We start from the raw sequence: 26,315 nt of genomic DNA, 5'->3' as shown, positions 1-26,315 counted from the left end.
GCCCCCTTCCTAAGCCATTCCCACCCGCTGCGCACGCCTACACGCGGAACCGACGCACCTCGGCACGAAGGATTTCCGCCTGCCGCTGGAGGTTGTCGATGGCCTCCTCCAATTGACGCACCGAGCGTGTCTGGTGCTCGGACACGCCCTTGATGGTCTCCACCGCCTTGAGCACCTGCTCGCTGCCCTTGGTCTGCTCCTTCTGGGCGCGGTTGAGGTGCGTCACCATCTCGTTGATGCTTTCAATCGAGCGCGTAATCTGCTTGCTGCCGTGCGCCTGCTCCTGGCTGCTGCGCTGCACGTGGGCGGTGAGCGCCTTCATCTTCTCCGCGCTCTTCATGATCTGCTCGCCGCCCTTGGCCTGCTCGTTGGAGGCCTTGGAAATCTGCGACACCGTCTCGCTGATGCGGTGGATGGAGGCCGTCACCTGCTTGCTGCCGCGCGCCTGCTCCACGGTGGCGCGGGCAATGGCCTTCACCATCTGCGTGGACTTCTGGGTGCTGTCGTTGATCTTCCGCAGCGCCCCTTCCGCCTCGCGGCCCAGCTGCACGCCCTCCTCCACGTTGCGCACGCCCTGGTTCATCACCACGACGGCGTTGCGGCTCTCCTCCTGGATGCTCCGGATGAGCTCGGCGATTTCCTTCGTGGACGCGCCGGTGCGCTCGGCCAGGTCCTTGATTTCCTCCGCGACGACGGCGAAGCCCTTGCCGTGCTCGCCGGCCTGCGCGGCGATGATGGCGGCGTTGAGCGCCAGGAGGTTGGTCTGCTCCGCCACGTCGTCGATGACGTTGAGGATGTTGCCAATCTCGGAGATGCGCCGCCCCAGGCTGTCGATGACGCCGGCCGCGCTGCGGCTGGTCTCCTTGATGCGGTCGATGCCGGTGAGCGTCTTGCGCAAGGACTCCACGCCCGTCTGCGCGTCCTCGAAGACCTGCTCGGACAGGCGGGCCGTCTCCTTGGCATTGGCCTCCACCTGGCCAATCGCGGCATCCATCTGGCTGATGGCCGAGGACGTCTCCTCCGTGGAGGCGGACAGCTCCTGGATGTTCTTGGCCACCTCCTTGATGGAGAACGTCATCTCCTCGATGGCGCTGGTGGTCTCCTCCACGCTGGCGGCCATGGCCTGGACGTTCTCCGCCACCTCGTCGTTGGTGGCGGCCATCTCCATGATGGAGGAGCTGCTCTCCTCGGCGCTCTGGTAGAGGACCTCGACGTTCTCCGCAATGCCGCGCAGCGAGGCCATCATCTCCACCATGGAGGAGGATGTCTCCTCCACGCGCGCCTGCACGGTGCCCGCGCCGGAGGACACGGTGGTGCCGGTGCGGTGGATCTGCTCGATGACGCCGGCCACCACGTCTGACACGCCGCGCACGCGGCCCAGCGTGTCGCGCCAGCTCTGGGCAATGCGGTTGAGCGCCTCGGCGAGCTGGCCCAGCTCGTCCTGGCTGCCGGTGTCCACGCGGCCGGTGAGGTCCGCCTCCGCCAGCCGCCGCGCCATGGTCATCATCGCGTCCAGCGGCACCAGGATGAACGCCCGGGAGATGAAGAAGGCCACCACCAGGAACAGCGCCAGGCCGATGCCGAACGCGAGCAGGACGACGTGGCGCAGCGAGGAGACGACCTCGTCCAGCACCGAGAAGTCCACCACCACCAGCACCTGCCCCCTGCCGCTCTCGCGCTCCGATATCGGGTGTGTCACCACCCGGTTGCCGTTGGAGAAGCGGAAGCCGTTGAGCGGCGCGCCCTCCGGACGGGCGGCCAGCTCCTGCACGAACCAGGAGGGGGGCGGCGAGGGATGGGTGGACACCACCCGGCCATCCGCGGCGGTGATGGCCAGGACGGCGAAGTCGACGTCCCCGCCGTGCAGGCGCTCCATACTGGGCGGTGGGCTCGCGTCGGGCTGGGCGTCCAGCGCGCTGGCAACCTGCTGCGCCTTGTCCTCGCCATGCTTCACCAGACGGCGCTCGAGATAGACCTCCACCTGCGACGGGACGACGAAGAACAGCGTCCCCAGGATGAGGGCGAGCACCAGGGCGAAGGAGCCGAGCAACAGGCTTCGCAGGCCGGGTTTCTTGAAGCGGGCAGTCAAGCCCGGGCACTGTAGGGACTGAATCACCGGCAGGGCAAGAACCGGGGCCCCCACCCTGCCCCTCTGCTCGCCGGGGACCTGACTTCCCCGCGCCTGGATGCGTAAGGTTCTACGTGATGACCGCTACCCTGCTGCTGACCGACCCGCTCTTCCAGAGGCACGAACCGGGCCACGGCCACCCGGAGTCCCCCGCGCGGCTCCAGCGCATCCTGGGCGTGCTGGCCAGCGCGCCGGTGCCGGGCACGGTGATGGCGTCACCCCGCTCGGCCACGGACGCGGAGCTGGCCTCCGTGCACACCCCGGAGCTGCTCGCCTACCTGGAGCGCCTGAGCGGGCACCAGGCGCAAATCGACCCGGACACGCAGGTGTCGCCGGACAGCGTGGACGCGGCGCGCCTGGCGGCGGGAGCGTCGGTGCAGGCGGTGGAGGAGGTGATGAAGGGCCGCGCGCGCAACGCCTTCGCGCTGGTGCGGCCGCCGGGGCACCACGCCGAGCCGGGCCGGGCCATGGGCTTCTGCCTCTTCAACAACGTGGCCGTCGCCGCGGAGGCCGGGCGCAGGCTGGGCGCCGAGCGCGTCCTCGTCCTCGACTGGGACGTCCACCACGGCAACGGCACCCAGGCGGCCTTCTGGGGCCGGCGCGACGTGCTGTACCAGTCCGTGCACCAGTACCCCTACTACCCGGGCACCGGCGCGGCCCCCGAGGTGGGCGTGGGTGAAGGCGAGGGCTACACCGTCAACATCGGCCTGCCCGGCGGCAACTCGGATGCCGACTACGGCATGCTCTTCGAGGAGCTGTTCCTCCCGGTGGCGGAGGCATACCGGCCGCAGCTCGTGCTGGTGTCCGCCGGCTTCGACCCGCACCAGCACGACCCGATTGGCGGCATGGACCTCACCGAGCGCGGCTTCGCGGCCATGTGCTCGGCGGTGAAGTCGCTGGCCGAGCAGGTCTGCGACGGCCGGCTCGTCCTGCTGCTGGAGGGCGGCTATTCGCTGGAGGGGCTGTCCCAGTCCGTGCACGCCTGCGTGGAGGTGCTCGCCGGCCGCAAGGACACCTTCCCCACCGGGCCCACGCACACGGACGCGAAGCAGGCGCTGAACGCGAGCCGAGAGGCGCTGCGCCCGTACTGGCCCATGCTGTAGTGGACGGGCCGCACCCGCACCTCACGCATGCTGCGGCTGGGCCTGCGGGCGGCGCACGTAGCGCGCCACGGTGCCCAGCAGCTGGTCCAGGTCCACCGGCTTCTTGAGGTAGCCGGACACGCCGAGCGCGCCCACGTCGCGCGCGCTCACGCCCTGTCCGGAGACGACCACCACGGGGACGGAGGCGAGCGAGGCTTCGGCGAGCTGCAGCTCGCGAAACTCCCAGCCGCTGATGTCGGGCATCATCAGGTCGAGCAGGATGACGGCCGGCCGCGCGCCCCGCCGCAGGAGGTCCAGCGCCTCGCGGCCGCTGCGGGCGAGCAGCACGCAATAGCCCTCCATCTCCAGCACGTCCTTGAAGGCGAGCAGGATGTCAGCGTCGTCATCGACCGCCATCACGCAGTTCCATGGCGTCATGCCCATGCCCTCCTCGGAGCCCATAAGGTGCGGACGGGCAGGCCGCATGCCATCGGCCTGGCGGCGCAGCCCCCGAACACGTCCGAGGGCCCTACCGGGCCTGACGCACGCCCGCCAGTCCACACCCCCTGCCCCCCCGGGAGGGACCTCCCGCCGAGGGAGCAACGGGGCGCCGACCCTGGCACGGATTTGTGTCCCACCCCGCGTCCAACCATGCGAGAAGCCAGACGCACGGAGGAGCACTTCATGGCGGAGATGAGCTACCGGACGGCGCTGGTGACGGGCGCCTCGAGCGGCCTTGGACGCGGGCTGGCGCTGTGGCTGGCCAAGCGGGGCCTGCGCGTGTTCGCCGCCGGACGGAGGCTGCCGCAACTCCAGGCCCTGTCCGCCGAGGCCCAGGCGGCTGGCGCCACCGTGGAGCCGCTGGAGCTGGACGTCACCCAGGCGGACGCGACGCTGGAGCGCATTCGCGAGCTCGACAGCGAGTGCGGCGGGCTGGACCTGGTGGTGGCCAACGCGGGCGTGGGCGGCGTCACCCACGGCAAGCGCCTGCAGTGGGACAAGGTCCGCGCCATCATCGACACCAACGTCACCGGCGCCACCGCCACGCTGACGGCCGTGCTGCCGCAGATGGTGGAGCGGCGGCGCGGGCACGTGGTGGGCATCTCCAGCCTCGCGGCGTACCGGGGGCTCGCGGGCCACGCGGCCTACTCCGCGTCCAAGGCGTACCTCGCCACGTTCATGGAGAGCCTGCGCGTGGACCTCGGCGGCACCGGCGTGCGCGTCACCTGCGTCTATCCCGGTTTCGTGAAGAGCGAGATGACGGCGAAGAACGACTTCCCCATGCCCTTCCTCATGGAGACGGACGCCGCCGTGGAGCTGATGGGTAAGGGCATCCTCCGCGGCGACACGGAGCTGACCTTCCCCTGGCAGCTCGCGCTGCCCACGCGCCTCGTGAAGGTGCTGCCCAACCCCCTCTTCGACGCCGCCGCGCGCCGGCTGCGCTGACACATACTCATTCCGCCCGGAGACAGACTGTGACGACCCTTGCTCCGCCCTTCGTCTACAACTTCCACGCCCTCGCCGAGCAGCGCTCGCCGTTCTGCCTCGGCGTCGACCCGTCGAAGGACCTGCTCACGCGCTGGGGGCTGCCCGACACCGCCCAGGGCCTGCGCGACTTCTGCGACCGCCTGGCCGACGCCGCCGGGGACAAGGTCGCGCTGGTGAAGCCGCAGAGCGCCTTCTTCGAGCGCCACGGGCCGGACGGGTTGAAGGTGCTCCAGCACGTGATGAGGCGCTTCAAGAAGCAGGGCGCCCTCACGCTGCTGGACGTGAAGCGCGGCGACATCGGCTCCACCATGGACGCGTATGGGCAGAGCCTCTTCGGACCGAACAGCGCGTACCAGGCGGACGCCGCCACGTTCTCCGCGTACCTGGGCTTCGGCGCCCTGGTGAAGACGATTGAGCTGGCGCGCGCGGCCAACGCCTTTGCCTTCATCGTGGTGCGCTCGTCCAACCCGGAGGGCACGTCGCTCCAGACGGCCACCGGCGCCGACGGCCGCACCGTGGCGGAGGCCCTGGCCGACGGCATCCGCGAGCTGAACGAGCAGCCCGGCCCAGGCGCGCCGCCGGTGGTGGGCGCCGTCATGGGCGCCACCCTCCCCGACAGTGACAGGGGCGTGGTGGAGCGGCTCGGCGGGACGCTGATGCTCACGCCCGGCATCGGCGCGCAGGGCGCGGGCTTCGACGACTTGAAGCGCCTGTTCGCCGGGCGCGAGCTGCAGGTGGTCCCCACCGCCACGCGCTCCGTGCTGGAGGCGGGCCCGGATGCCGCTTCGCTGCGCGACGCGCTGGAGCGCCACCTGGAGCCCGCGCGCCGCTTCCGCGAAGGCGCGAAGCGCTGAGGCGGCCGAAGCGCTGAAGAAACACGAAGGCCCCGCGCCCTCCAGGTGAGGGGCCGCGGGGCCTCGGGTGACACGCCGTCAGCGCGGGGCTACTGCGCGCCCATCATGAACTGGTCCACGTCGACCTGGTTCTTGTCGGGCACGGCGTCCTTGGGTTCGGTGCCCTTCTTGAAGAACATCAGCTCCGAGCCCTTGGCGCCCGGCGAGGCAATCTTCCCCGTCTTCTTGTCGATGTAGAGCTTCACGAGGTCCATCGACTGCCACGGGTAGAACTCGCCCTGGGGCCGGCCCTCCAGCGCGCGCTTCATGTAGTTGAGCCAGATGGGCAGCGCCGCGCGGCCGCCCGTCTCGTAGCGGCCCAGCGGGTGCGGGTTCAAGTCGTAGCCCACCCACGCCACCGTCACGAGGTCGCGCGTATAGGCGGAGAACCACGCGTCGAAGGAGTCGTTGGTGGTGCCCGTCTTGCCCGCGGCGGGCTTGCCCAGCTTGGTGGCCGGGCCGCCAGTGCCCTGGAGCACCACGCCGCGCAAGAGGTGCGTGAGGATGAAGCCCGTCTCGGGGGCCATCACCTGCTCGCCGGGCTCGAAGAGGCGCGCGTAGCCGGCGGCCACGCGGTCCTGCAGCGGCGCCCACGGGTCGTCGAAGGCGGTGTGGTCCTCCAGCGTGCGGCCCCAGCGGTCCTCCACCTTGCGGATGAAGTACGTGGGCTTCTTGCGGCCGTAGCGGTTGAAGGTGGCGTACGCGTTGGCCAGGTCGAACGGATACACGCACGACGAGCCGAGCGCGGCGGAGAAGTCCATGTTCATGGGCGTGGAGAGGCCGAGCTTCTGGCTCCACGCGGCCATGTTCTTCACGCCCACCGCGGCGAAGGTCTTCACCGCGGGGATGTTCATCGAGTTGACGAGCGCGGTGCGCAAGAGCACGTCACCGACGAACTCCTCGCTGTAGTTCTCCGGCTTCCACGACACCTTGTTGTCCGGGTCGTGCTCGACAATCGGCGAGTCGACGATGACGGTGGCTTCCGTCCAGTTGAGCTGCTCCAGCGCCGCCGAGTAGACGAAGGGCTTGAAGGAGCTGCCCGGCTGGCGGCAGGCCTGGAACGCGCGGTTGAACTCGTTGTCGTCGAAGTCGTACCCGCCCACCATGGCGGTGAGGTACTGGCGGTGGGGGTCGATGGAGACGAGCGCGCTCTGCGCCTCGGGCGTCTGCTCCAGGCGGAAGAGCTTCACGCCCTCATCCGGAATCTCCTCGGCCAGCTTCTTGTCCCACTGCTCCTTGTCGTCGGTGAGGTCCTTCTTCGTCACGTGGCGCACCACGACGACGTCGCCCACGGCGATGGCCTTCTTCACCGACGAAATCATCATCGCCGGGTAGTAGCCCTCGGGGTTCACCTTGCGCGCCCAGCGCATGCCCAAGAGTGGCAGCCGGCCGGTGTGCGGGCCCACCTGCACGTCCGCGCCCTTGCCGTCCCCGTCCACCGAGGTGACGACGGCGACGTAGAGCCGGTTGTCCACCAGCTCCTGCGTGCCCATGGACTTCTTCGCGCGCTCCAGGAAGGTCTTGATGTCTTCCGGCGAGGCCAGCTGCTGCACCGGCCCGCGCCAGCCCTGGCGCTTGTCCACGGAGAGCAGGCCGTCCAGCACCGCGTCCTGCGCGGCGCGCTGGCGCTCGCTGTCCATGGTGGTGAAGATCTTGAGGCCGTCCTTGAGCAGCACGGGGTTGCCGTACCGGTCCACCACGTCCTTGCGGACCTGCTCGACGAAGTACGGCGCGAACTCGTGGAAGACGTCCTCCACCGGGTACACCTTCACCGGCTCGGCGTTGGCCGTGTCGTGCTCGGCCTGCGAAATCATGCCCTCGTCCAGCATGCGGCGCAGCACGTAGGAGCGGCGCTTGCGGGCGGCCTCCGGGCGCAGGAAGGGCGAGTAGCGGCTGGGCGCCTGCGGCAGGCCGGCGATGAGCGTCATCTCCCCCAGCGTCAGGTCGCGCACGTCCTTGCGGTAGTAGTTCTCCGCCGCGCTCTGCACGCCGTAGCTGTGGTGCCCGAGGAAGACGTTGTTCAGGTAGAGGTAGAGAATCTCCTCCTTCGTCAGCGACTGCTCCAGCCGCAGGGCGAGGAGGGCCTCGCGCACCTTGCGGGTGAGATTCTTGGCGGTGGCGGACTTGTAGCCCTCCGCGGAGATGAGGACGGCCTTCGCCGTCTGCTGCGTGAGGGTGGAGCCGCCCTGCACGCCGCCGGCGCGCAGGCCCAGCTTGGAGGTCACCGTCTTGAAGCCGGCGCGCGCGGTGCCCAGCACGTCCACGCCGAAGTGGTCGAAGAAGCTGGAGTCCTCGCTGGCGATGAAGGCCTGCACGAGCCGCTTCGGGATGCGCTCGTAGGGCACCACCTTGCGCCGCTCGTTGTAGAACTCGCCGGCCAGCACCGCGTCGTCGGTGTAGACCTCGGTGACGATGGGCGGCCAGTACTCGTCCACCTTGGGGATGGCGGGCAGCCCGTCCGAGTACACGTAGTACACCGCCGTCACGGCCAACACGGCGGCGGTGGCCCCGGTCAGTGCCAGCCACCCGGCGGCCTTGAGGAGGAACTTCCACCAGCGCCCGGGGGGAACGCCGTCGAGCACCAGCTTCGAGCGGCTGCGGTCAGTCGTCTTGGGGTCGGCCATACGCGTTTCGGAACCTTGCGGGCTTCAGGGCACCAGTGCGGCCCGCTTGAGCACGTCCCTCAGCTCGGGTGCGAGGGGGGCCTCCACGGCCACCTTCGCACCGCCTTCGGGGTGCGGAAATTCAATGCGCTCGGCGTGCAGGAACAGACGTTTCAGCCCCCAGCGCGCCCGCACGTCGCGGTTGAAGGCGAAGTCTCCGTACTTCTTGTCACCCGCCACCGGATGTCCGATGGCGGCCAGATGCCTTCTTATCTGATGGGTGCGCCCCGTCTCGATGGAGCAGGACAGGAGCGCTGCGTCGCCCGATTGCTTGACGACCTTCCACCGGGTGAGGGCCTCCTGCATGTTCACCCCACGACGGGCCTTGGACTCGGCCGTCTGCTGGTGCTCCGACAGGGGCAGGTCGATGACGCCGGAATCCTTCGGCATCTTCCCCTTCACCAGGGTGAGGTAGCGCTTCTTCGACAGGCCGTGGGTGAAGACCTCGGTGAAGTGCACCATCGCCGGGCGGCGCTTGGCCACCAGGATGACGCCGGAGGTCTCCCGGTCCAACCGGTGGGCCGGAGAGGCGGTGAAGTCGTTGCGGACGGCCTTGGGGCCCAGGTAGGCGCGCACGTAGTCCACCAGCGTTCCGCCGGTGATGCCGCTGCCGGTATGGACGGCCATCCCGCTGGGCTTGTCCACGGCCATGAGCCAGTCGTCCTCCTTCAAGATGACCAGCCGGCTGGGGTCCACCGGCGGGGGCGGGGGCGTTGGACGGTCCGATTTCGGACGGTCGTCGGCCGTGAGCTGCTGCTCGTCGCCGCGGATGGTGAGCACGTCTCCCTCGGCTAGCAACTGCTCAGGCTGGGCGCGCTTCCCGTTTACCCGCACCTTCTTGGTGCGAATCATCTTGAAGAGGTGGCTCACCGGAACATTGGGGAGCCGTTTGCGCAGGAGCTTGTCCAGCCGCATCCCGGCGGTGTCGGCTTCGATTCGGTACTCGATCATTTGTGCTGGCGCGCGGACCAGACCATACGAATAATCCCGGGTCCATGGCGAAAGCCCCGAGTATCGAGAAGCTTCTTCAGAGTGGTTCGGCGGAATGGAACCGGATGCGCAAGTCCGGCCAGGTCTCAACCGACCATACCGGCGCAACCTTTACCCAACTGTTCTCCGCCAACACGGACCTGTCCGGCCTGGGCCTCATCGGCTCTGAATGGGAGCGGTGCGACCTCTCCAAGGTCAACTTCCGGGACGCGGACCTGTCCAACGCCTACTTCCACGGCGGGCGGCTCCAGGACTGCGACTTCCGGGGGGCCAACCTCGAAGGGGCGACCTTCGAGAAGTTGAAGCTCCTGCGCTGCGACTTCACGGGCGCCAGAGGTCTGGACGACGTGGAGATGGACGACGTGGATATGGACCGCGTCGTCGGCCTGGATGGCGAGGAGGCCCCGCCTCCGCCGCCGCCCCCGGCCCAGGGCATCACCGCGTTCACCCGCGAGCAGCGCGAGAAGGCGCTGGGCGCCCAGGCCGCCGCGATGATGCAGGGCGAGCCGAGCGGCGACGAGCTGCCGCCCTTCCGCCCGCAGGACCCGCCGGGCTCGCTCTTCTTCCGCGCGCTCAAGCGCATGGCCATGCCCCCGCTGTGGGTGCTGGACGTGCCGGGCCTGCGCCCGCTCTTGCCGCAGCGGCTGCCGCCGGGCAGCTCGCTGGAGACGCTCTACCGTGAGGCGGTGAAGACGCGGCTGGAGAACAAGAAGCCCGCCGCGGACCCGGGCGTGGTGGAGCGCGCGCAGAAGGCGCTGCGCATGGGCGCCAAGGACGCGGCCGTGTCGGCCATGTACCTGCGCGAGGTGGGCGTGGTGCCGCTGGCCCGCTTCTCCGCGGCACAGGTGCTGAAGGGCGCGCTGCTGGAAGAGGTCCAGGTGGATGACCTCACGGGCTCCATCGACCCGCGGACGACGGGCGCGCTCCTGGAGCTGCGGCTGACGCACGAGGTGGTGGAGCACCTGCAGGAGGCGCGGCGCCGGCTGGCGGCCACGCAGCTCTACACGTCGCTGCTCGAGGCGGGCTTCAACCCGGAGAACAACTGGGACGAGGCGCTGGAGTCGAGCGACGCGGCGATGGAGCTGGCGCAGGCGGCCACGGGCGAGGACCGCAATGCCCTGTTCGAGGGCTTCCAGGTCTTCTCCGCGCTGCCGGAAGAGGCCCGGCTGCGGCGGCTGGCGTACCTGGCCGAGTCCGTGTCCAACCTGGAGCTGGTGAGCCGGCTGCCGGAGGGCATGGAGCCGGCGTGGATCAACGGTCCGGAGACGCGCGAGTGCCATGACCGGGAGATGACGTTCGTCCAGGCGCTGAAGGCGCAGGACATCCCGACGAAGGTGCCGGCGCTGGCGAAGGCGGAGCTCGGCGTGCCCGAGGGCGAGGTGCCCGAGGACAGCGACGACGACCTCTTCGTCCACGTGCGCTGTGACGTGTGTGGCAAGGAGAAGCTCATCGTCCAGTCGCCGGACGTCTGACGGACCGGTGAAGGATGAGCCCCGCGGGGCCGCTGTGCTCGGGAGCTTCCCGGGCCTGGCGGCCCCGTGGTGTTTCCGGGGAGTGGCATCGATGGACTTCACGAAGGAAGAGCAGGTCCAACGACTCGCGGACGCCTTGCGTCAGCTGCTGAAGGCACCGGCCGCGCCCGTGCTGGACATCCAATGGCTGCGGCTCCGGTGTGAGGACACCCTGGGCTTTTACGAGGACCTGCGGCGGGCCTCGGCGGTGCAGCTCCACAAGGACGTCGCCGACTTCGAGCAGCGCTTTCCCAACCTGCTTCCGGCAATGTGACTACACGGAGCCTGCCTTCTCCTTCTTGCCCGAAGGCGCTGCCGGCAGCACGTACGTCACGGGCTTCGGCAACATCACCCGCACCTCGTCGCCCGCGCGGATGAGGCCGGGCCGCTCCACCCAGGCCACCAGTCCCCGGCGCTGCCATGCGGCCTTCACGAAGCGGCTCGCCAGCTTCTCCGTGTCCGGGTGGTGCGCTTCAATCACGCGCCCCGGGCCGGTGCACGGCTCGTTCTCCCCTTCCACCGCCAGCACCGCGTCCTCGGGGAAGAACAGCCGCGTCCCCGGCGGCAGCTGCGTCAGCGTGGGCACGCCCGCCACTTCCACGTTGGCCCCCAACCATGACGCCAGCACCTTCGGGATGCCCAGCGTCTGCGCCACCTCGGCCAGCTCCTCGGTGGACACCAGCGACAGCTGCCGCGTGTTGCGGATGGGCGTGCCCTTGGGGAACCACGGCGTGCGCACGTCCGCGGCCCGCGTCAGCCCCGCGTGCCTGTCGCCCTCGATGCCCTCGAAGGACACCTTCGTCTCCGCCAGTTCGCGGGTGACGAAGCTCTTCCGCTCGGTACAGACGAGGACGCGCACGATGCGTCCGGACAGCTGCGGGGTACGGGCCATGGCCCTTTTCTAACCCGACACGTCCGCCCTGTCAGAGCAGGGTGAGCTGCTGCGGCTTCCCGCCGAGCGGGCGCGCGTCGATGCCGGCATCCCGCAGCGCCTGCGCCAATTCCTCCGCGAAGCCGTGGCAGGTGATGACCTCCTTCGCGCCCGTCGCCTTCGCGTAGGACATCAGCGTGGGAAAGTCCGCGTGGTCCGACAGGGGGAAGGCCACGTCCGCGCCGTAGCGCCATGCCGCGCCCCGGTCCACTGCCCAGCCCGTCAGCACCGCCGTGGCCCTCGGCCACAGCGCTGACAGCGCCCCACCGCGCGCCTGGTGCGGAGGGATGAAGAGCACCTCGCCCGGCTCCACCTTCCCGCTGTAGAGGCGCACGTTCTCAATGGGCACGCCCAGCTCCGCGTAGAGCTGCGCGACTTCGTAGATGGAGGCGTGCGCCACCAGCGGGAAGCCCCGGCCGGCGAGGTACTTCATCGCCTCCTGGCTCTTGCCCAGCGGATAGCCGAGCAGCACCGGCACCGCGCCCCGCTCGAGCTGCTTGCGAATCCATTCCTCCACCTGCCCCAGCACCTCCGCGCGCGGCGGGAAGCGGTAGCGCGGATGGCCGAAGGTGGACTCGATGACGAGCGTGTCGCACTCGGCCACCTCCGTCGCCTCGGCGGTGAGCGAGGGCGCGACGTTGAGGTCACCCGTGTAGACGATGCGCTTCCCATCCGAGCGGATGGCCCGCAGCTGCGCGCTGCCGAGGATATGGCCCGCGGGCAGCAGCTCCAGCACCAGCGGCCCCAAGTCAAAGGGTTGACGGTAGGGCACCGCGAGCGGCGCATTCACCGGCCCCAGCCGGTGCGTCATGAAGCGCAGCGTGGCCGCCGTGGCGATGGTGCGCTCGTGCCGGGCGATGTGGTCCGAGTGCCCATGACTGACGAAGCACAGCGGAGACTTCCGCTTCGCGTCCAGGGACAGGGGGGTGCCCGTCAGGTGCATCCCGTTTCGCCGCAGCTCCACACTCATGGGAAGGGCCAGGGATATAGCGCGTCCCGGCGGCGGTGGCCCTGCTCAGTTCCCCACCGCGCCCGTCCGGCTGGTGACCAGGCCCACTACACCGCCCGCGAGCGCCACCACTTCCACGCCGCCGCACCCACGTCGGACACCAGTACGCCCAGGAGGATGAGCCCGCCCCCGGCCCACTCGCGCGCGCCGAGCACCTCGTAGCCCAGCGCCACCGAGCAGCCCGCGGCGAACACCGACTCCATGGAGTAGATGACCGCCGCTCGCACCGCCGAGGTGCGCGCCTGCCCCCACGTCTGCACGCTGATGGCCACCGCGCTGGCCAGCACGCCGCACACCAGCACCGCCGCCACCAAGGACGGATTCCACTCCACCCGCCGCGTCACGAAGGGCAGGCACAGCGCGGACAAGAGCGTCACGCCCCATAGCTGCACCGCGACCAGCCCCATCACCCCCTCCTTCGGCGCGTACCGCTCCGTGAGGGTGATGTGGAATGCGTACGCCACCGCGCAGCCCAGCGTCAGCACGTCGCCCCGGGCCAGCCCGCCACCCTCCCCGCCGGAGGCTCCGGTGTCCGGCCGCGTGAGGAAGTAGAGCCCCACCACCGCCAGCACCACGCCCAGCAGCGACGTGACTTTCGGCACCCGCTTGAAGAGCACCAGCGACAGCAGCGGGACGAACACCACGCTCATCCCGGTGATGAAGGCCGAGCGCGACGGCGTGGTGAACGTGAGCCCCACCGTCTGCAGCGCGAAGCCCACGAAGAGGAAGGCGGCCAGCACCGAGCCGCGCCGCAGGTTGACGGGGTTCAGCACCTGCCGCCCCGCCAGCGCGCTCAGCACGCACGCGCCCACGAGGAAGCGCAGCGTGAGGAAGGTGAACGGGTCCGCGTACCCCAGGGCGTCCTTCACCACCACGAAGGTGACGCCCCAGAAGAGGGTGATGAGGACCAGCGCGCCGTCCGCCTGGAGCCGCTGCGTGCGCTCCAGGCGGGGGCCGTCGAGGGTGTCTGGAGTCGAGGTGCTCACGGCGCGCTACGGGATGAAGAAGAAGGTGACGCCGAGGATGGCGTAGACGCCCAGCAGCATCACGCCCTCCAGCCAGTTGGACTCGCCGTCGAGCGCAATCAGCGTCGCCGCGGCCGTGCCCACCGCCATGCCGATGACCTCCATGTGGCTGAACTCCAGCGTGAGGTTCTGGCCCAGGGGAATGGACACCAGCACCAGCACCGGCGCGACGAAGAGGGCAATCTGCTTGGAGGACTCGAAGGCGATGTTGAACGCCAGGTCCATCTTGTTCTTCAGCGCCATGATGATGGCGGTGGAGTGCTCGGCCGCGTTGCCGATGATGGCGATGATGATGACGCCCACGAAGGTGTGCGTGAAGCCGAAGGTGGCGATGGCCGCTTCAATCGCGTGCACCAGGAACTCGGCGACGATGACCACGCCCAGCGTGGCGGCGAGCAGGACGATGGTGGCCTTCTTGGTGCTCCAGGTCGGCAGCTCCTCCGGCGTGCCGTGGTCCTCGCCCGCGTACAGGTGCGCGTGTGTCTTCAGCGCGAAGAGCAGCGACAGCGCGTAGACGATGAGCAGGATGACGGAGATGGCCACCGACATCGGGAAGATGACGGCGTCCGCCGCGGGGCCGCGCACCGCGTGGAACAGGTCCGGAATGGCCAGCGCCGTGAGCGCCAGGAACATGATGGACAAGCCGGACATCGCCGCCGTGGTGTTGAACTTCTGCGTGTTGAACTTGATGCCGCCGACAAGAATCGACGCGCCCAACACCAGCAGGATGTTGCCGAGGATGGCGCCGGTGATGGAGGCCTTCACCACGTCCGCATGTCCCGAGCGCAGCGCGGCCAGCGCGATGATGAGCTCGGCGGCGTTGCCGAACGAGGCATTCATCAGGCCGCCCAGGCCGCTGCCCAGCTTGTGCGCGATGACCTCGGTGGCCTCACCCATCAGCCGCGCCAGGGGAATCAGCGCGATGGCGCAGAGGACGAATGTCCACACGCCTGGGAAGAAGAAGTGGGACGCAACCGCCGCCGGAAACGCCACCACCAGCAGGCCCATGAAGACGCGGTCCGTGGTGAGCCACGTCTCGTCCTCACCAGTGGGGGTGGGGGCGGAGGCGGGAGGCGTGACGGAGGCAGGCGTACTCACAGGGGTCCTCGCTACGGGAAAGGCCCGGGTGCTTTTGGCCTACCCCAAGGGCATAACGCAACCCCCGCTGCGTCACGGCCCCAGTTCCCGCTCCAGGACCACCAGGGTCTTGGCCCGGCCCGCCGCGTCCCAGGCCTCGTTCGCCTGCCGGGTCAGCTCCGCGGGGGCGGGCCGGAAGCCCAGCCTCGCGAAGGTCTGCAGCGAGGCGGTGTTGTCATCGTCCACGTCCGCGTGGACCCAGACCTCGCCCTGGCGCCGCGCCTCGTCCAGCAGGCAGCCCAGCAGCCGCGTGGCCACGCCCATCCGCCGGACCTGGGGCGCCACCACGAGGGAGCGCACCCAGACGCCGTCCAGCGGCAGCGCCTCCTGGCGATACGAGTCCACCCAGGCGAAGCCCCGCATGCGCCCCTCCGCGTCGAAGGCCCCGGCGGCGGCCCCGCGGCGGGCCGGCGCGTCCAGCCCCCACCGCTCGCGGAGCTGGCGGCGCAGGAACCCGATGGACACCACCAGCCGCTCTCCCGCGAAGGCGAGCAACGCGTCCAGGTCGTCAGCCCGCAGCAGCCGCACCTCCAGCGGCCCCACGAGCCGGCGCCGCAAGGGCCGTGACCAGCCGGAGAAGAAGAAGTCCCGCACGCGCCGGTAGACTACCCGGCCTCCAGGCCGCGCCCACACCGCCGCCAGCGCCCGCTGCGTCATCCACAAGGCCGGGCGAACGGGCCGGGGCAGCGGCACCACCCACTCCCCGCGCTTCACCGCCACCACCCGCCCCAGCGTCACCCCGGCCGGTGCGTCCACGCCCCCCAGCAGCGGGGCCGTCCGCCATGGGCGCGTGGACACCACCACGTGCGCCACCAGCTTGCGGCCCTGCCGCAGGAGCGCCACGTCCCCCCGCGCCAGCGCCCCGGGCCCGCAGCGCAGCACGCGCACCGCGTCCCCGCCGCGCAGCAGCGGGTGGAGGCAGCCGCCCACGCCGTGCACCCACAGCCGCTGCCCGGGAGGCAGGGCCTCCAGCACACCCAGCAGGACTTCGGTGGAGGGGGTTTTCCGAGACGGCATGTCCCTGGCCTTCACATTTCGTGGCAGACACCGGCCCGTGCGGGTTTCTACCGCGCCCCGCCCGGGCCCGATATGAGGGGGTTCCCGCGCCTGTCATCTGTGCGCACGAAGGAAGGACGAGTCCATGGACACGGTGCCCGAGGGTTCCCTGGTGCCCCAGCGGGGTTGGTGGAGTCGCAACTGGAAGTGGATGGTCCCCGTGGGTTGCCTGGGCATCGTGGCCTCGTGTGGCTGCCTGGGTGCCGTCCTCGCCTATGCGGGCTTCTCGTCGCTGTCGAAGATGGGGGCGTACACGGAGGCGGTGGCGCTGGCCACCGGCGATGCGGAGGTGCAGCGCGCGCTGGGCGCGCCCATCGACCCCGGGCTGCCGAGGCAGTCCTCCGTGAGCTCCAACAACGGCCGCACCGAGGCCCGCTTCTCCATTCCCCTCGACGGCCCCAAGGCGGACGGCACCCTGCAGGTGGACGCGGAGCAGTCCGAGGGCGGCGCGGAGTGGCACTACCGCAAGCTCGCCGTGGAGGTGGAGGACGGCCGCGTCATCGACCTGCGGGACGACGCGCCCTCCGCGGAGCCCGATGAAGCGGAGCCCGGCGACGAGCCCGAAGAGGACGGAATGCCGCCCCCCACGCCGAAGCCGCCCGTCCCTCCCGAGCCGCCCTTCGGCGCCGAGCCTCCCGGGCGGGACGCGCCCGCGGACGAGAAGGGCGACAGCGACATCGAGCTGTAGCCCCCAAAGCGAAGGGGCGGCGCGGGGAGTGTCCCCACGTCCGCCCCTCGTGATTCGGAACCGGCGTACCGGCGGCTGGCTACTTCAGCTTGCCCAGCTCGGCGCGCAGCTCGGGCAGGACCTTGAAGAGGTCCGCCACGATTCCGTAGTCCGCCACCTGGAAGATGGGGGCCTCGGGGTCCTTGTTGATGGCGACGATGGTCTTCGAGCTCTTCATGCCTGCCAGGTGCTGGATGGCGCCGCTGATGCCGGCCGCGATGTAGAGCGCCGGGGCCACCACCTTGCCCGTCTGGCCGACCTGCAAGTCGTTGGGCACCCAGCCCGCGTCGCACACCGCGCGGGACGCGCCCACCGCGGCGCCCAGCTCGTCCGCCAGCGCCTCAATCTCCTTGAAGTCGCCCTTGGTGCCGCGGCCGCCGGAGACCACCACGCGCGCCTCGGTCAGCTCGGGGCGGGCGCTCTTCACTTCCTTGAAGTCGACGAACTTCGTCTTGGAGGCCTCCACCTTCGGGGTGAAGGTCTTCACCTCGGCGGCGCCCTGGCCACCCTGGGCGGCGGTGAACTCGGTGGCGCGCAGGGTGAACACCTTCACCGGCGTGGTGAGCTTCACCTCGGCGAAGACGTTGCCGGCCCACATGGGACGGCTGAAGGTGACGTCGGCCCCGCCGCCGTTGAAGGCCATGACGTCCGTGGCCATGGCGGCGCGCAGGCGCGCGGCCAGGCGCGGCATCAGGTCCTTGCCCTGCGCCGTGGAGGCCATGCCCACGTAGTCCGCCTTCAGCTCCTGGGCCAGCGTGGCCAGGGCCGGGGCGTACGTCTCGGCCAGGTAGTGCTCCAGCTCGGGGGCGGCGCCCACGTGCACGGCCTTGGCGCCGTAGCCCTTGAGCTCGTCCGCGACCTTCCCGGGGTCCTTGCCCACCAGGGCGACGTGAAGCTCGCCACCAGCCTTGTCGGCCAGCTGCTTGCCGGCGCCAATGGCGTTGAAGGTGGCCTTGCGAAGGTGCCCGTCCGGCTGCTGCTCGGCGATGATGAGAACGATTGGCATCTGCGTGACTCCGTAATCTCTAAGAGGTTCGAATCCGGGTTCGAATCAGACGACCTTCGCCTCGTTGTGGAGCTTCTCCACCAGGGCCGGCACGTCGGCGACCTTGATGCCCGCCTTGCGCGCGGGAGGCGCCGACATCTTCAGCACCTGGATGGCCGGGGTGACGTCCACGCCCAGCTTGGCCGGCGTCAGCTCCTCGATGGGCTTGCTCTTGGCCTTCATGATGCCGGGGAGGCTGGCGTAGCGCGGCTGGTTGAGGCGCAGGTCGGTGGTGACGATGGCGGGCAGCTGGCACTCCAGCGTGGCCAGCCCGTTGTCCACCTCGCGCACCACGCGCACCGTCTTGCCGTCGGCGCCGACGACGAGCGCGGGCACCTTGTTCTTCTCCTGCTCGCTCTCCAGCGACTCCACCTTGGAGGCGAACGTCGCCTGGCCCCAGCCGAGGAACTCGGCGAGGTACTGGCCCACCTGGTTCTGGTCATCGTCGATGGACTGCTTGCCAAGGATGACCATGTCCGGCTTCTCCTTCTCCACGACCTTCTGGAGCAGGCCGGCGATGCCGAGCTGGTCCAGCGGGCCGGTGTGGTTCACCCACACCGCGCGGTGGGCGCCCATGGCCAGGGCGTGCCGGAGCTGCTCCTGCACCTCCTTGCCGCCAATGGACACCACGACGACTTCGCCCTGGTGCTTCGCGACGAGGCGCAGCCCCTCTTCGACACCAATCTCGTCGAAGGGGTTGATCTTGTACTTGAGCCCCTCCTGCACGATGCCCGAGCCATCCGGCTTGACCTTGATCTTCGACTCGGGGTCTTCCACGCGCTTGGCGGTGACGAGGATCTTCACGGTGGTGCTTCTCCTTACCGGGAGACGATTGAAGTCTGCGAAACAGTCCGTGCGGGCCGGGTTGACGCGGCGCGCGAACAGTCAGGGTTAATAGGCATCCGGGAGTCACGGCGGCAACGGGAAACGGCCGCCGGCCCTAGTTCCGCTTTTCTACTTGAACAGTTCGCGAGCGATGACGAGCCGCTGGACCTGGCTGGTGCCCTCGTAGACCTGGATGAGCTTGGCGTCGCGCATCAGCTTCTCCACGGGGTAGTCCTTGATGTAGCCGTAACCGCCGTACACCTGCACCGCGTCGGTGGCGACCTTCATGGCCATGTCCGCGGCGAAGCTCTTGGCGTAGCTCGACTGGAGGGTGTTGCGCTTGCCCTCGTCCAGGAGCCAGGCGCTCTCGTAGGTGAGCAGGCGCGCCGCGTGGGTGTTCATGGCCATGTCGGCGATCATGAACTGGATGGCCTGGTGCTCGATGATGGGCTTGCCGAACGTCTTGCGCTGGCTGGCGTACTCCATGGAGTACTCGAGCGCGGCGCGGGCGATGCCCACGGAAAACATGGCGGTGAGCGGGCGGCTGTTGTCCAGCGTGGACATGGCCACGGCGAAGCCCTGGCCCTCCTCGCCGATGCGGTTGGCCACCGGGACACGCACGTCCTCGAAGGTCAGCGACACCGTCTCGCTGGCGCGCTGGCCCATCTTGTTCTCGTGCTTGCTGGGGGTGAGGCCCTTGGGACGGCCCTCCACCACGAAGCACGTAATGCCCTTGTGCTTCTTCGCCTTGTCCACCGTGGCGAACACCGTGTACTGCTCGGCCTGGCCACCGTTGGTGATGAAGCACTTGGCGCCGTTGAGGACGTAGAAGTCACCCTCGCGGCGCGCGGTGGTCTGCATGTTGGCCACGTCGCTGCCCGCCTCCGGCTCCGTGAGGCAGAAGGACGAGAACTTCACCCGCTCGGAGAAGTGGCCCAGCAGGCGCTTCTTCTGGTCCTCGGTGCCGTGGAGGATGATGGGCAGGTTGGCCAGGTCGTTGGCGATGATGGACGTCGCCACGCCGGCACAGCCCCAGCTCAGCTCCTCCGAGACGATGACCTGCTCCAGGTGGGACAGGCCCACGCCGCCGTACTCGGTGGGGATGGCCATGTTCAACAGGCCCAGCTCCCACGCGGTGGACAGCAAGTCGCGGGGGAAGGTGGCCGTCTCGTCGTAGTGCGCGGCCTTGGGGCGCACCACCTCGCGGGCGTACTTGCGCGCCGCTTCCTGGAGTGCGCGCTGGGCGTCGGTGAGCTGGAATTCCATGCGATTCCTCGTGACTCGGGCTGCTCGTTGATTCGGGAGTCAACGAATACATGCCGCGCCGCGAAATCGCCAGTCCCATGCGCTGTCCGGGGGTGGGGAGGAGTTGCTCCCACACCCCCGCGGGGCGACTCCCGGAGGGACGAGGTCCGGGAGCCGGTGTGCTAGCGCGCCGCCGGAGGCTTGGCGGCCTTGGGGACCTTCTCCCAGTCGGCCAGGAACTTCTTGATGCCCGCGTCGGTGAGCGGGTGCTGGGCCAGCTGGGCGATGACGCTGAAGGGCAGCGTGGCCACGTCGGCGCCCATGCGGGCGGCCTGGAGGACGTGCACGGGGTTGCGCACGCTGGCCACCAGCACCTGCGTGGTGAAGTCGTAGTTCCGGTAGATCTCCAGGATGGTGGCGATGAGCTCCATGCCGTCCTGGGAGATGTCGTCCAGCCGGCCGACGAAGGGCGAGATGTACGTGGCGCCCGCCTTGGCGGCCAGCAGGGCCTGGTTGGCGGAGAAGCAGAGGGTGACGTTGGTGCGGATGCCCTCGGAGGTGAACACCTTGACGGCCTTCATGCCCTCCACGCCCATGGGAACCTTCACGACGACGTTGTCGTGAATCTTCGCGAGGCCGCGCCCCTCCTTCACGAGCTCGTCCGCCTCCAGCGAGACGCACTCGGCGCTGATGGGCCCGTCCACGATGGAGCAGATCTCCCGGATGGTCTCCTCCAGGGGTCGCCCCACCTTGGCGAGGAGCGACGGGTTGGTGGTGACGCCGTCCACGCAGCCCATTGCATGGGCCTTGCGGATCTCCTCGACGTCGGCGGTGTCGATGAAGAACTTCATCTCGTCCCCTCTCCTGGGAAAGAACCTGCGATTGAATGAAGGTGGATGTAGCCGGGCCGAAAAGCCCAGGCGAGCAGGCGCGTAACCGATGCCCCCCCACGCGTCAAGGGTGGCCACCGTGGAGGGTGGCGTGTAGAAGGTCCGGCCAACACCATGGCCCGCGCCCCCCGCTCCGCCGCCAAGAAGCCCCGCCTGCGCGCCCTCCCTGGCCGCCCTGCCCAGGCTCCTGCCTCTGACGCCGAGGCCACGCTCGCCTACGCGAGGGGCGTGCTGGAGGCCGAGGCCCGCGCCATCCTCAACGTCACGGAGCGCCTGGGCGACGCCTTCCTCCGCGCAGTGACTTTGGTGCGCGAGTGCACGGGCCAGGTGGTCGTCACCGGCATGGGGAAGGCGGGCCACATCGGCCAGAAGCTGTCCGCCACGCTGGCGTCCACCGGCATCCGCTCGGTGTACCTGCACCCGGCCGAGGCGGTGCACGGCGACCTGGGCCGCGTGGGGCGCGGGGACGTCATCCTGGCCCTGTCCAACAGCGGCTCCACCGAGGAGCTGGTGCGGCTGTTGCCCGCGTTCAAGCGCATGGCCACGCCCGTCATCGCCCTCACCGGCGACGCGGAGAGTCCGCTCGCGCGGGGCGCGGAACTGGTGCTGGACATCGGGCGGATTGAAGAAGCCTGCCCCATGGGGCTGGTGCCCACCGCGTCCACCGCGGCGCTGCACGCGCTGGGAGATGCGCTGGCCATGGCGGTGCTGCGCTCGCGGCCCTTCGGCACGGAGGACTACGCGCTGCTTCACCCGGGTGGGAAGCTGGGGCGCTCCGTGCAGCGGGTGTTCGAGCTGATGCGCAGCGGCCCCGCCAACCCGCTGGTGCTGGACACCGCGCCCCTGTCGCAGGTGGTGGGCGTGATGACGAAGACGCCGGGCCGGCCGGGCGCCGCGTGCGTGGTGGACAAGGCCGGACTGCTGGTGGGCATCTTCACCGACGGCGACTTGCGCCGCCGCGTGGAGGGTGGCTTCACCGACTTCACCGTGCCGGTGCGCGACGTCATGGGCAAGCGCCCGCGCTGCGTGACGCCGGAGACGCTGGTGCTCACCGCCACCGCGCAGATGCGGGAGCTGAAGGTGGACCAGCTCCCCGTCGTGGACGCGGAAGGGCACGCCGTGGGACTGCTCGACGTGCAGGACCTGCTGGCCGCGAAGTTTGTCTGAGCCGCGCGGCTGGCGTCCCTCGGAACGCCAGCGTCCTCGGCACTCCGGTCGGAAGCGCTGCGACGCGCGGGGCCCGCCTCGGGCCCCGTTGCCTTCGCGCCTACTGGCCCAGCTTGGCCTGCAAGGCAGCCTTGTTGGGGTAGTTCGGAGCGTCGGCGGCGAGCTTCTCCCAGAGCGCCTTCGCGCCCTTCTCGTCGCCCTTGCTCTTGAGCGTGTCGCCCAGCTTCTCCACCGCGGCCGGGTCGGCCTGCACGGCCACGCCCCACACGCGCGCGGCCATGGGACGGCCCAGGCCCACCAGCGCCCACGCCATGCCCGCCTTCGCGCGCCCGTTCTCCGGCTGGAAGGGCACCACGCGCGTGTAGTTGGCGAGCGCCTCCTGGTAGCGGCCCTTCGCCAGGTGCTCCTCGCCCTCGTCCACCAGCTTCGCCAGGCCCTGCTCCAGCTCCGGCGTGCGCTCGGTGTTCTGCACGGCGTCGATGGCCTCCTGCGACAGCGGGCGCGGCGCGTCCGCGGGGGCCGTGGCCGCCTGCGACAGCCGGATGCGCCGGTCCTCCGCGCGCGAGGCGAGCAGCTTCTTCCGGCCGCCGGCCTTCACCGTCTCCTCCGCGAGCGTGCTCATCCGCTTCGCCATGGGCGCCCGCTGCGAGTCCGGGTGCGCGGCCACCATGGCGTCGAAGCCCGCGCGCGCCTGCTTCAGCGCGGCCACGTCCTCGCCCTTCGTCTCGAACAGCAGCGCCGAGCGCGAGTAGAGCGCCTCCTCGTGCGTGGGCTCCACCTCCAGCACCGCCGCGTACGCCGCCAGCGCACCGTCCATGTCACCGGAGAGGAAGAGCGCGTTCGCCCGCATCATCCCCACGTCCAGCACCGGCGCCAGCGCCGCGCGCGCACAGGCCGCCGCGCCCGCGGTGTCGCCCTTCTTCGCGCGCTCCTGTGCCGCCGCCGTCATGTCCTCCACCGGCGTGCCCGCCGAGAAGCCGCAGCCCACTGCCGCCGCCGACGGCACGGCCGCCTTGCCCAGCTTCTTGCGCTGCGCGAGGAACAAATCCCGCGCCGGCTTCGCCCGCAGCTCCGCCTGCAGCAGGTAGATGACGGCGTCCGTGTTGCGGCCGTTCACGTAGTAGAGCCGCCCCAGCGACGAGGCGATTTCAAAGGTCTTCTCCCTGTCGCGCAGCCCCTCCGTGGAGTCGAGCTGGCGCAGCAGCTCGTCCGCGGACGGCGGCGCGCGGCCGGTGCCCGACATGGGCGGGTGGCCCTCGGGCAGCGCCCCCGTGGGCGCCGCGGCGCCGGGCTGCGCACCGTCCACCTGGGGGTGTCCCTCGGGAAGGGCCGTGGCGCCAGGAGCGGCGGCGGGCGAGCGGGCAGGCGACGCCGTGGTCCCCGAGGGGACGGTCGGGTGGCCGGGCGGAAGATTCGTCGGCTCGGCGGCGAGCAGCGCCGCGGTGGCCAGGGCAAGGGACAGGTTCATGAGTCGTTGCTCGAGTAGCTCGCTTCGGGCCACCAGGTGGCCTCGCTCCTGCGGACATCCTGCGGGGCGAGTTTCCCGAGGAGCTCCTTCACCGTGACGCCCAGCACCGGGTGTTTCTGCTCCGGAGCCAGCTCGGCCAGCGGCTCGAGCGCGAAGCGGCGCTTGTGCAATTCCAGGTGGGGCACCTGGAGGTTCGGGTCGGCCACCACCTGGCCCTCCCAGAGGAGGATGTCCAGGTCGATGGTGCGCGGTCCCCAGCGCAGCTCGCGCTGGCGCCCCAGGTCCTTCTCTATCTGCTGGAGGATGCACAGCAGCCGCTGGGGCGACAGGCCGCACTCCAGCGCCACCACTGCGTTGAGGTAGCGCGGCTGCGGCGGCCCCACGGGGGCGCTGTCGAAGAGCGAGGAACAGCTCAGCACCGCCACCGCGTCGATGCGGGACAGCGCGGTCAGGGCGGCGACGAGGTGGGCCTCGCGGTCACCCTCGTTGGAACCCAGCCCCACATAGACGGTGTCGCTCACGGCTCCATCTCAACCGGGTTGACCAGGGTCCCGATTCCCTCGACCTCCACCTCCACCGTGTCCCCCGCCTCCAGCTTCCCCACCCCCGACGGCGTCCCCGTGCTCACCAGGTCGCCGGGCAGCAGCGTCATGCCCTGGGAGATGAAGGACACCAGGCGAGCGGGGCTGAAGATCATGTCGGACGTGCGGCTGTCCTGTCGCACCTGCCCGTTCACCCGGCAGACAATCCGCAAATCCCCGGGGGACAGGCCCGTCACCGCCCACGGCCCGGCGCAGGCGAAGGTGTCGTAGCCCTTGGCGCGCGTGTGCTGGATTTCGCGCTTCTGGATGTCTCGCGCCGTCACGTCGTTGAAGCAGGTGAGGCCCCAGATGGCGCGCGCGGCCGTCGCCTCGTCGGCGTTGCGCACGCGCTCACCGATGACGAGCGCCAATTCCGCCTCGTAGTGCACCTCCTGGCTCGCCTTCGGAATGCGGATGGGCGAGCCCATGCCGTTGAGGGCCGTGGAGGGCTTGATGAAGATGAGCGGCTCGGGCGGGACGGGCTTGCCCATCTCCTCCGCGTGCTTGCGGTAGTTCTGGCCGATGCAGACGACCTTGGATGCGTCCGACGGCACCAGCAGCGTCAGGCCGGCCAGCGAGCGGCGGATACCCGTGTCCTTCGCGCCCACCCAGGGCGCGGCGGAGAGCACCACCACCTCGTTGCCCTCGACGCGGCCGTGGTGCGCACGGCCCTCGTGCAGGAAGCGGCAGTAGCGCGCGGTCGTCATGAAGTCCTCTGGAAGCCGAGCACGTCGGCCATGTCATAGAGCCCTGGCGCCCGGCCCACCGTCCAGCGCGCGGCACGCAGCGCACCGAGTGCGAACTGGTCCCGGCTGGTGGCGCGGTGGGTGAGCTCGATGCGCTCGCCCTCGCCGAAGAAGTACACCGTGTGCTCGCCCACCACGTCCCCGCCCCGCAGCGTCTGCACGCCAATCTCATTCGGCGGCCGCGCGCCCACCATGCCGTGGCGCGCGAAGGTGAGGTCCTCCTGCGAGCGCCCCAGCGACCCGGCCAGCACCTCCGCCAGCCGCAGCGCGGTGCCGCTGGGCGCGTCCTTCTTCATGCGGTGGTGCGCCTCCAGCACCTCCACGTCGAAGCCCTGGCCCAGCACCCGCGCCAACTCCGCCGCCATGCGGAACACCACGTTGACGCCCACTGACATGTTGGGCGCGGCCACCACGGGGATGGACTTCGCGCTCTCGGCCAGCGCGGCGGTGGTCTCAGGAGTGAAGCCGGTGGAGCCCACCACCAGCGCCACGCCGCGCGCCGCGCACACCTTCGCGTGGGCCACGCTCACCTCGGCGCTGGTGAAGTCGATGACGACGTCCGCCTTCGCCGCGTCCAGCGCCTTGGCCAGGTCATCCACCACCTGCACCTCCAGCGCCCCCTGCCGCGCGGCGAGCCCCGCGTCCAGCCCCACGGCGGCGCCGCCCGGGCGCTCCGTGGCGCCCACCACCTTCAAGTCCTCCGCGTCCCGCGCCAGGCGCAGCAGCGTGCTGCCCATGCGGCCGGTGACTCCGGTGATGACGGTGCGAATCATGGTGCCGGCGCTCCTGGCTAGCTATCGAGTATCGGGCCTTCAGCCCTTGAGCAGCCCCAACGCGCGCAGCTCGTCGCGCAGCTTCGCCGCGTTGGGCTCCGTCATCTGCACCAGCGGCAGGCGCACTTCCGGACCGAAGAGGCCCATGAGGTGCAGCGCCCACTTCACCGGAATCGGGCTGGACTCCACGAAGAGCAGCCGGTGCAGGTTGTTCATCCGCACCTGGATGTCGCGCGCCTTGGCGAAGTTCCCCGCGCGCGCCTGGGCCACCAGGTCCGCCATCATCCGCGGCGCCACGTTGGAGGACACGGAGATGACGCCCTTGCCGCCGCAGGCGATGAAGGGCAGCACCGTGAAGTCGTCACCGGACAGCAGCGTCATCCGCTCGCCGCACTTCTCGAGGATGTCGATGGCGCGAGGCATGTTGCCGGTGGCCTCCTTGATGGCCACCACCTCGGGGATGTCGCACAGCCGCTGCACCGTCTCCGGCAGCAGGTCCACGCCGGTGCGGCCCGGCACGTTGTAGGCGACAATCGGGAAGCCCGGGTGCGCGCGCGCGATGGCGCGGAAGTGCTCCACCAGGCCCGCCTGCGTGGGCCTGTTGTAGTACGGCGTGACGATGAGCGTGCCGTCCGCGCCCGTCTCGCGCACGCGCTTCACGCCCTCGACCGCCTCCGCGGTGCTGTTGGAGCCGGCGCCGCCCACCACCGCCGCGCGCCCCTTCGACTCCTCCACGGCCACCTTCACGGCGCGGGCGCGCTCGTCGGGCGTCATCGTCACCGACTCGCCCGTGGTGCCCATGGGGATGAGGACGCTGGTGCCGCCTTCAATCTGGTAGCGCACCAGGGCCCGGTAGGCCTGCTCATCGAACGCCCCGTCTCGGAACGGGGTGGCCAGCGCCGTCATGGAGCCTTCGAAGGTCTTCATGGCGGCGC

General features: G+C 70.1%; 25 protein-coding genes. 7 read left to right on the top strand and 18 right to left on the bottom strand.

Going from position 1 to position 26,315, the window contains the following annotated elements; all coding sequences use genetic code 11:
• Positions 1 to 37 precede the first annotated feature (37 nt).
• Positions 38 to 2,089, bottom strand: coding sequence for a methyl-accepting chemotaxis protein (locus G4D86_RS33420; RefSeq protein WP_205519928.1), 2,052 nt, complete (start codon positions 2,087 to 2,089; stop codon positions 38 to 40).
• 116 nt (positions 2,090 to 2,205) lie between these two features.
• Here G4D86_RS33420 and G4D86_RS33415 point away from each other — a divergent pair, with 116 nt between their 5' ends.
• A complete protein-coding gene (locus G4D86_RS33415) occupies positions 2,206 to 3,231 on the top strand; it encodes a histone deacetylase family protein (protein ID WP_163998141.1) in 1,026 nt (341 codons plus the stop codon).
• A 21-nt stretch (positions 3,232 to 3,252) separates the two neighbouring features.
• On the opposite strand, the gene G4D86_RS33410 is transcribed toward G4D86_RS33415, so the two are convergent.
• A complete protein-coding gene (locus G4D86_RS33410) occupies positions 3,253 to 3,648 on the bottom strand; it encodes a response regulator (protein WP_163998140.1) in 396 nt (131 codons plus the stop codon).
• A 246-nt stretch (positions 3,649 to 3,894) separates the two neighbouring features.
• On the opposite strand from G4D86_RS33410, the gene G4D86_RS33405 reads away from it, so the two are divergent.
• Both G4D86_RS33405 and pyrF read left to right on the top strand, forming a co-directional pair.
• A complete protein-coding gene (locus tag G4D86_RS33405) occupies positions 3,895 to 4,656 on the top strand; it encodes an SDR family oxidoreductase (protein ID WP_163998139.1) in 762 nt (253 codons plus the stop codon).
• A gap of 29 nt (positions 4,657 to 4,685) precedes the next feature.
• Positions 4,686 to 5,552, top strand: a complete 867-nt coding sequence (gene pyrF, locus G4D86_RS33400) for an orotidine-5'-phosphate decarboxylase (protein WP_163998138.1) — start codon at positions 4,686 to 4,688, stop codon at positions 5,550 to 5,552.
• An 89-nt stretch (positions 5,553 to 5,641) separates the two neighbouring features.
• Here the strand turns inward: pyrF and G4D86_RS33395 are convergent, their stop codons facing one another.
• Positions 5,642 to 8,215, bottom strand: a complete 2,574-nt coding sequence (locus tag G4D86_RS33395) for a penicillin-binding protein 1A (protein ID WP_163998137.1) — start codon at positions 8,213 to 8,215, stop codon at positions 5,642 to 5,644.
• 24 nt (positions 8,216 to 8,239) lie between these two features.
• Positions 8,240 to 9,205 carry an RluA family pseudouridine synthase gene (locus tag G4D86_RS33390; protein ID WP_163998136.1) on the bottom strand — a complete coding sequence of 322 codons (966 nt, stop codon included), beginning with the start codon at positions 9,203 to 9,205 and terminating at the stop codon, positions 8,240 to 8,242.
• A 44-nt stretch (positions 9,206 to 9,249) separates the two neighbouring features.
• Between G4D86_RS33390 and G4D86_RS33385 the strand changes: the two genes are divergently transcribed.
• Together G4D86_RS33385 and G4D86_RS33380 are read left to right on the top strand one after the other, a co-directional pair.
• A complete protein-coding gene (locus tag G4D86_RS33385; protein WP_205519927.1) occupies positions 9,250 to 10,716 on the top strand; it encodes a pentapeptide repeat-containing protein in 1,467 nt (488 codons plus the stop codon).
• A gap of 91 nt (positions 10,717 to 10,807) precedes the next feature.
• On the top strand, positions 10,808 to 11,029 hold the full coding sequence (locus G4D86_RS33380) for a hypothetical protein (protein WP_163998134.1): 222 nt from the start codon (positions 10,808 to 10,810) through the stop codon (positions 11,027 to 11,029).
• On the opposite strand, the gene G4D86_RS33375 is transcribed toward G4D86_RS33380, so the two are convergent.
• From G4D86_RS33375 to G4D86_RS33355, 5 genes are all read right to left on the bottom strand, one after another.
• On the bottom strand, positions 11,030 to 11,647 hold the full coding sequence (locus G4D86_RS33375; protein WP_163998133.1) for an MOSC domain-containing protein: 618 nt from the start codon (positions 11,645 to 11,647) through the stop codon (positions 11,030 to 11,032).
• 31 nt (positions 11,648 to 11,678) lie between these two features.
• Positions 11,679 to 12,656, bottom strand: coding sequence for an MBL fold metallo-hydrolase (locus G4D86_RS33370; RefSeq protein ID WP_163998132.1), 978 nt, complete (start codon positions 12,654 to 12,656; stop codon positions 11,679 to 11,681).
• Between the two features lie 86 nt (positions 12,657 to 12,742).
• The gene (locus tag G4D86_RS33365) at positions 12,743 to 13,681 is read right to left on the bottom strand and encodes a DMT family transporter (protein WP_163998131.1); all 939 of its coding nucleotides are present in this window, start codon (positions 13,679 to 13,681) and stop codon (positions 12,743 to 12,745) included.
• Positions 13,682 to 13,687: 6 nt separating this feature from the next.
• Positions 13,688 to 14,818 (bottom strand): calcium/proton exchanger, encoded by a 1,131-nt coding sequence (gene cax / locus G4D86_RS33360; protein WP_205519926.1) that lies wholly within the window; start codon positions 14,816 to 14,818, stop codon positions 13,688 to 13,690.
• Between the two features lie 72 nt (positions 14,819 to 14,890).
• Entirely contained in the window at positions 14,891 to 15,874 is a 984-nt protein-coding gene (locus tag G4D86_RS33355; RefSeq protein WP_163998130.1) for a GNAT family N-acetyltransferase, read from the bottom strand.
• Positions 15,875 to 15,998: 124 nt separating this feature from the next.
• Here G4D86_RS33355 and G4D86_RS33350 point away from each other — a divergent pair, with 124 nt between their 5' ends.
• Positions 15,999 to 16,601 carry a cytochrome c oxidase assembly factor Coa1 family protein gene (locus G4D86_RS33350; RefSeq protein WP_163998129.1) on the top strand — a complete coding sequence of 201 codons (603 nt, stop codon included), beginning with the start codon at positions 15,999 to 16,001 and terminating at the stop codon, positions 16,599 to 16,601.
• Positions 16,602 to 16,680: 79 nt separating this feature from the next.
• On the opposite strand, the gene G4D86_RS33345 is transcribed toward G4D86_RS33350, so the two are convergent.
• From G4D86_RS33345 to fsa, 4 genes are all read right to left on the bottom strand, one after another.
• The gene (locus tag G4D86_RS33345) at positions 16,681 to 17,646 is read right to left on the bottom strand and encodes an electron transfer flavoprotein subunit alpha/FixB family protein (protein WP_163998128.1); all 966 of its coding nucleotides are present in this window, start codon (positions 17,644 to 17,646) and stop codon (positions 16,681 to 16,683) included.
• A gap of 45 nt (positions 17,647 to 17,691) precedes the next feature.
• Positions 17,692 to 18,489 carry an electron transfer flavoprotein subunit beta/FixA family protein gene (locus tag G4D86_RS33340; RefSeq protein WP_163998127.1) on the bottom strand — a complete coding sequence of 266 codons (798 nt, stop codon included), beginning with the start codon at positions 18,487 to 18,489 and terminating at the stop codon, positions 17,692 to 17,694.
• A 150-nt stretch (positions 18,490 to 18,639) separates the two neighbouring features.
• On the bottom strand, positions 18,640 to 19,776 hold the full coding sequence (locus G4D86_RS33335) for an acyl-CoA dehydrogenase family protein (protein ID WP_163998126.1): 1,137 nt from the start codon (positions 19,774 to 19,776) through the stop codon (positions 18,640 to 18,642).
• Between the two features lie 161 nt (positions 19,777 to 19,937).
• Positions 19,938 to 20,606, bottom strand: coding sequence for a fructose-6-phosphate aldolase (gene fsa / locus G4D86_RS33330; protein ID WP_163998125.1), 669 nt, complete (start codon positions 20,604 to 20,606; stop codon positions 19,938 to 19,940).
• A gap of 153 nt (positions 20,607 to 20,759) precedes the next feature.
• On the opposite strand from fsa, the gene G4D86_RS33325 reads away from it, so the two are divergent.
• On the top strand, positions 20,760 to 21,812 hold the full coding sequence (locus tag G4D86_RS33325; protein WP_163998124.1) for a KpsF/GutQ family sugar-phosphate isomerase: 1,053 nt from the start codon (positions 20,760 to 20,762) through the stop codon (positions 21,810 to 21,812).
• Positions 21,813 to 21,912: 100 nt separating this feature from the next.
• Here the strand turns inward: G4D86_RS33325 and G4D86_RS33320 are convergent, their stop codons facing one another.
• From G4D86_RS33320 to dapA, 5 genes are read right to left on the bottom strand one after another with little or no spacing between them, the layout of a single operon-like run.
• A complete protein-coding gene (locus G4D86_RS33320) occupies positions 21,913 to 23,280 on the bottom strand; it encodes a tetratricopeptide repeat protein (RefSeq protein ID WP_163998123.1) in 1,368 nt (455 codons plus the stop codon).
• A complete protein-coding gene (folK, locus tag G4D86_RS33315) occupies positions 23,277 to 23,801 on the bottom strand; it encodes a 2-amino-4-hydroxy-6-hydroxymethyldihydropteridine diphosphokinase (RefSeq protein ID WP_163998122.1) in 525 nt (174 codons plus the stop codon). Before folK ends, G4D86_RS33320 begins: the two co-directional genes overlap by 4 nt.
• A complete protein-coding gene (locus G4D86_RS33310; protein WP_163998121.1) occupies positions 23,798 to 24,568 on the bottom strand; it encodes a fumarylacetoacetate hydrolase family protein in 771 nt (256 codons plus the stop codon). The genes folK and G4D86_RS33310 overlap by 4 nt, the downstream gene beginning before the upstream one ends.
• Complete coding sequence (gene dapB, locus G4D86_RS33305; RefSeq protein ID WP_163998120.1) at positions 24,565 to 25,380, bottom strand: 4-hydroxy-tetrahydrodipicolinate reductase; 816 nt, start codon at positions 25,378 to 25,380, stop codon at positions 24,565 to 24,567. Before dapB ends, G4D86_RS33310 begins: the two co-directional genes overlap by 4 nt.
• A 39-nt stretch (positions 25,381 to 25,419) precedes the next feature.
• Positions 25,420 to 26,307 carry a 4-hydroxy-tetrahydrodipicolinate synthase gene (dapA, locus tag G4D86_RS33300; protein WP_163998119.1) on the bottom strand — a complete coding sequence of 296 codons (888 nt, stop codon included), beginning with the start codon at positions 26,305 to 26,307 and terminating at the stop codon, positions 25,420 to 25,422.
• Between the last annotated feature and the right edge of the window lie 8 nt (positions 26,308 to 26,315).

The sequence above is a fragment of the Pyxidicoccus caerfyrddinensis genome, assembly GCF_010894405.1.
GTDB classification, from domain to species: domain Bacteria; phylum Myxococcota; class Myxococcia; order Myxococcales; family Myxococcaceae; genus Myxococcus; species Myxococcus caerfyrddinensis.
The sequence above is the reverse complement of the archived record's forward strand: the minus strand, read 5'-3'. Positions and strand labels throughout refer to the sequence as shown.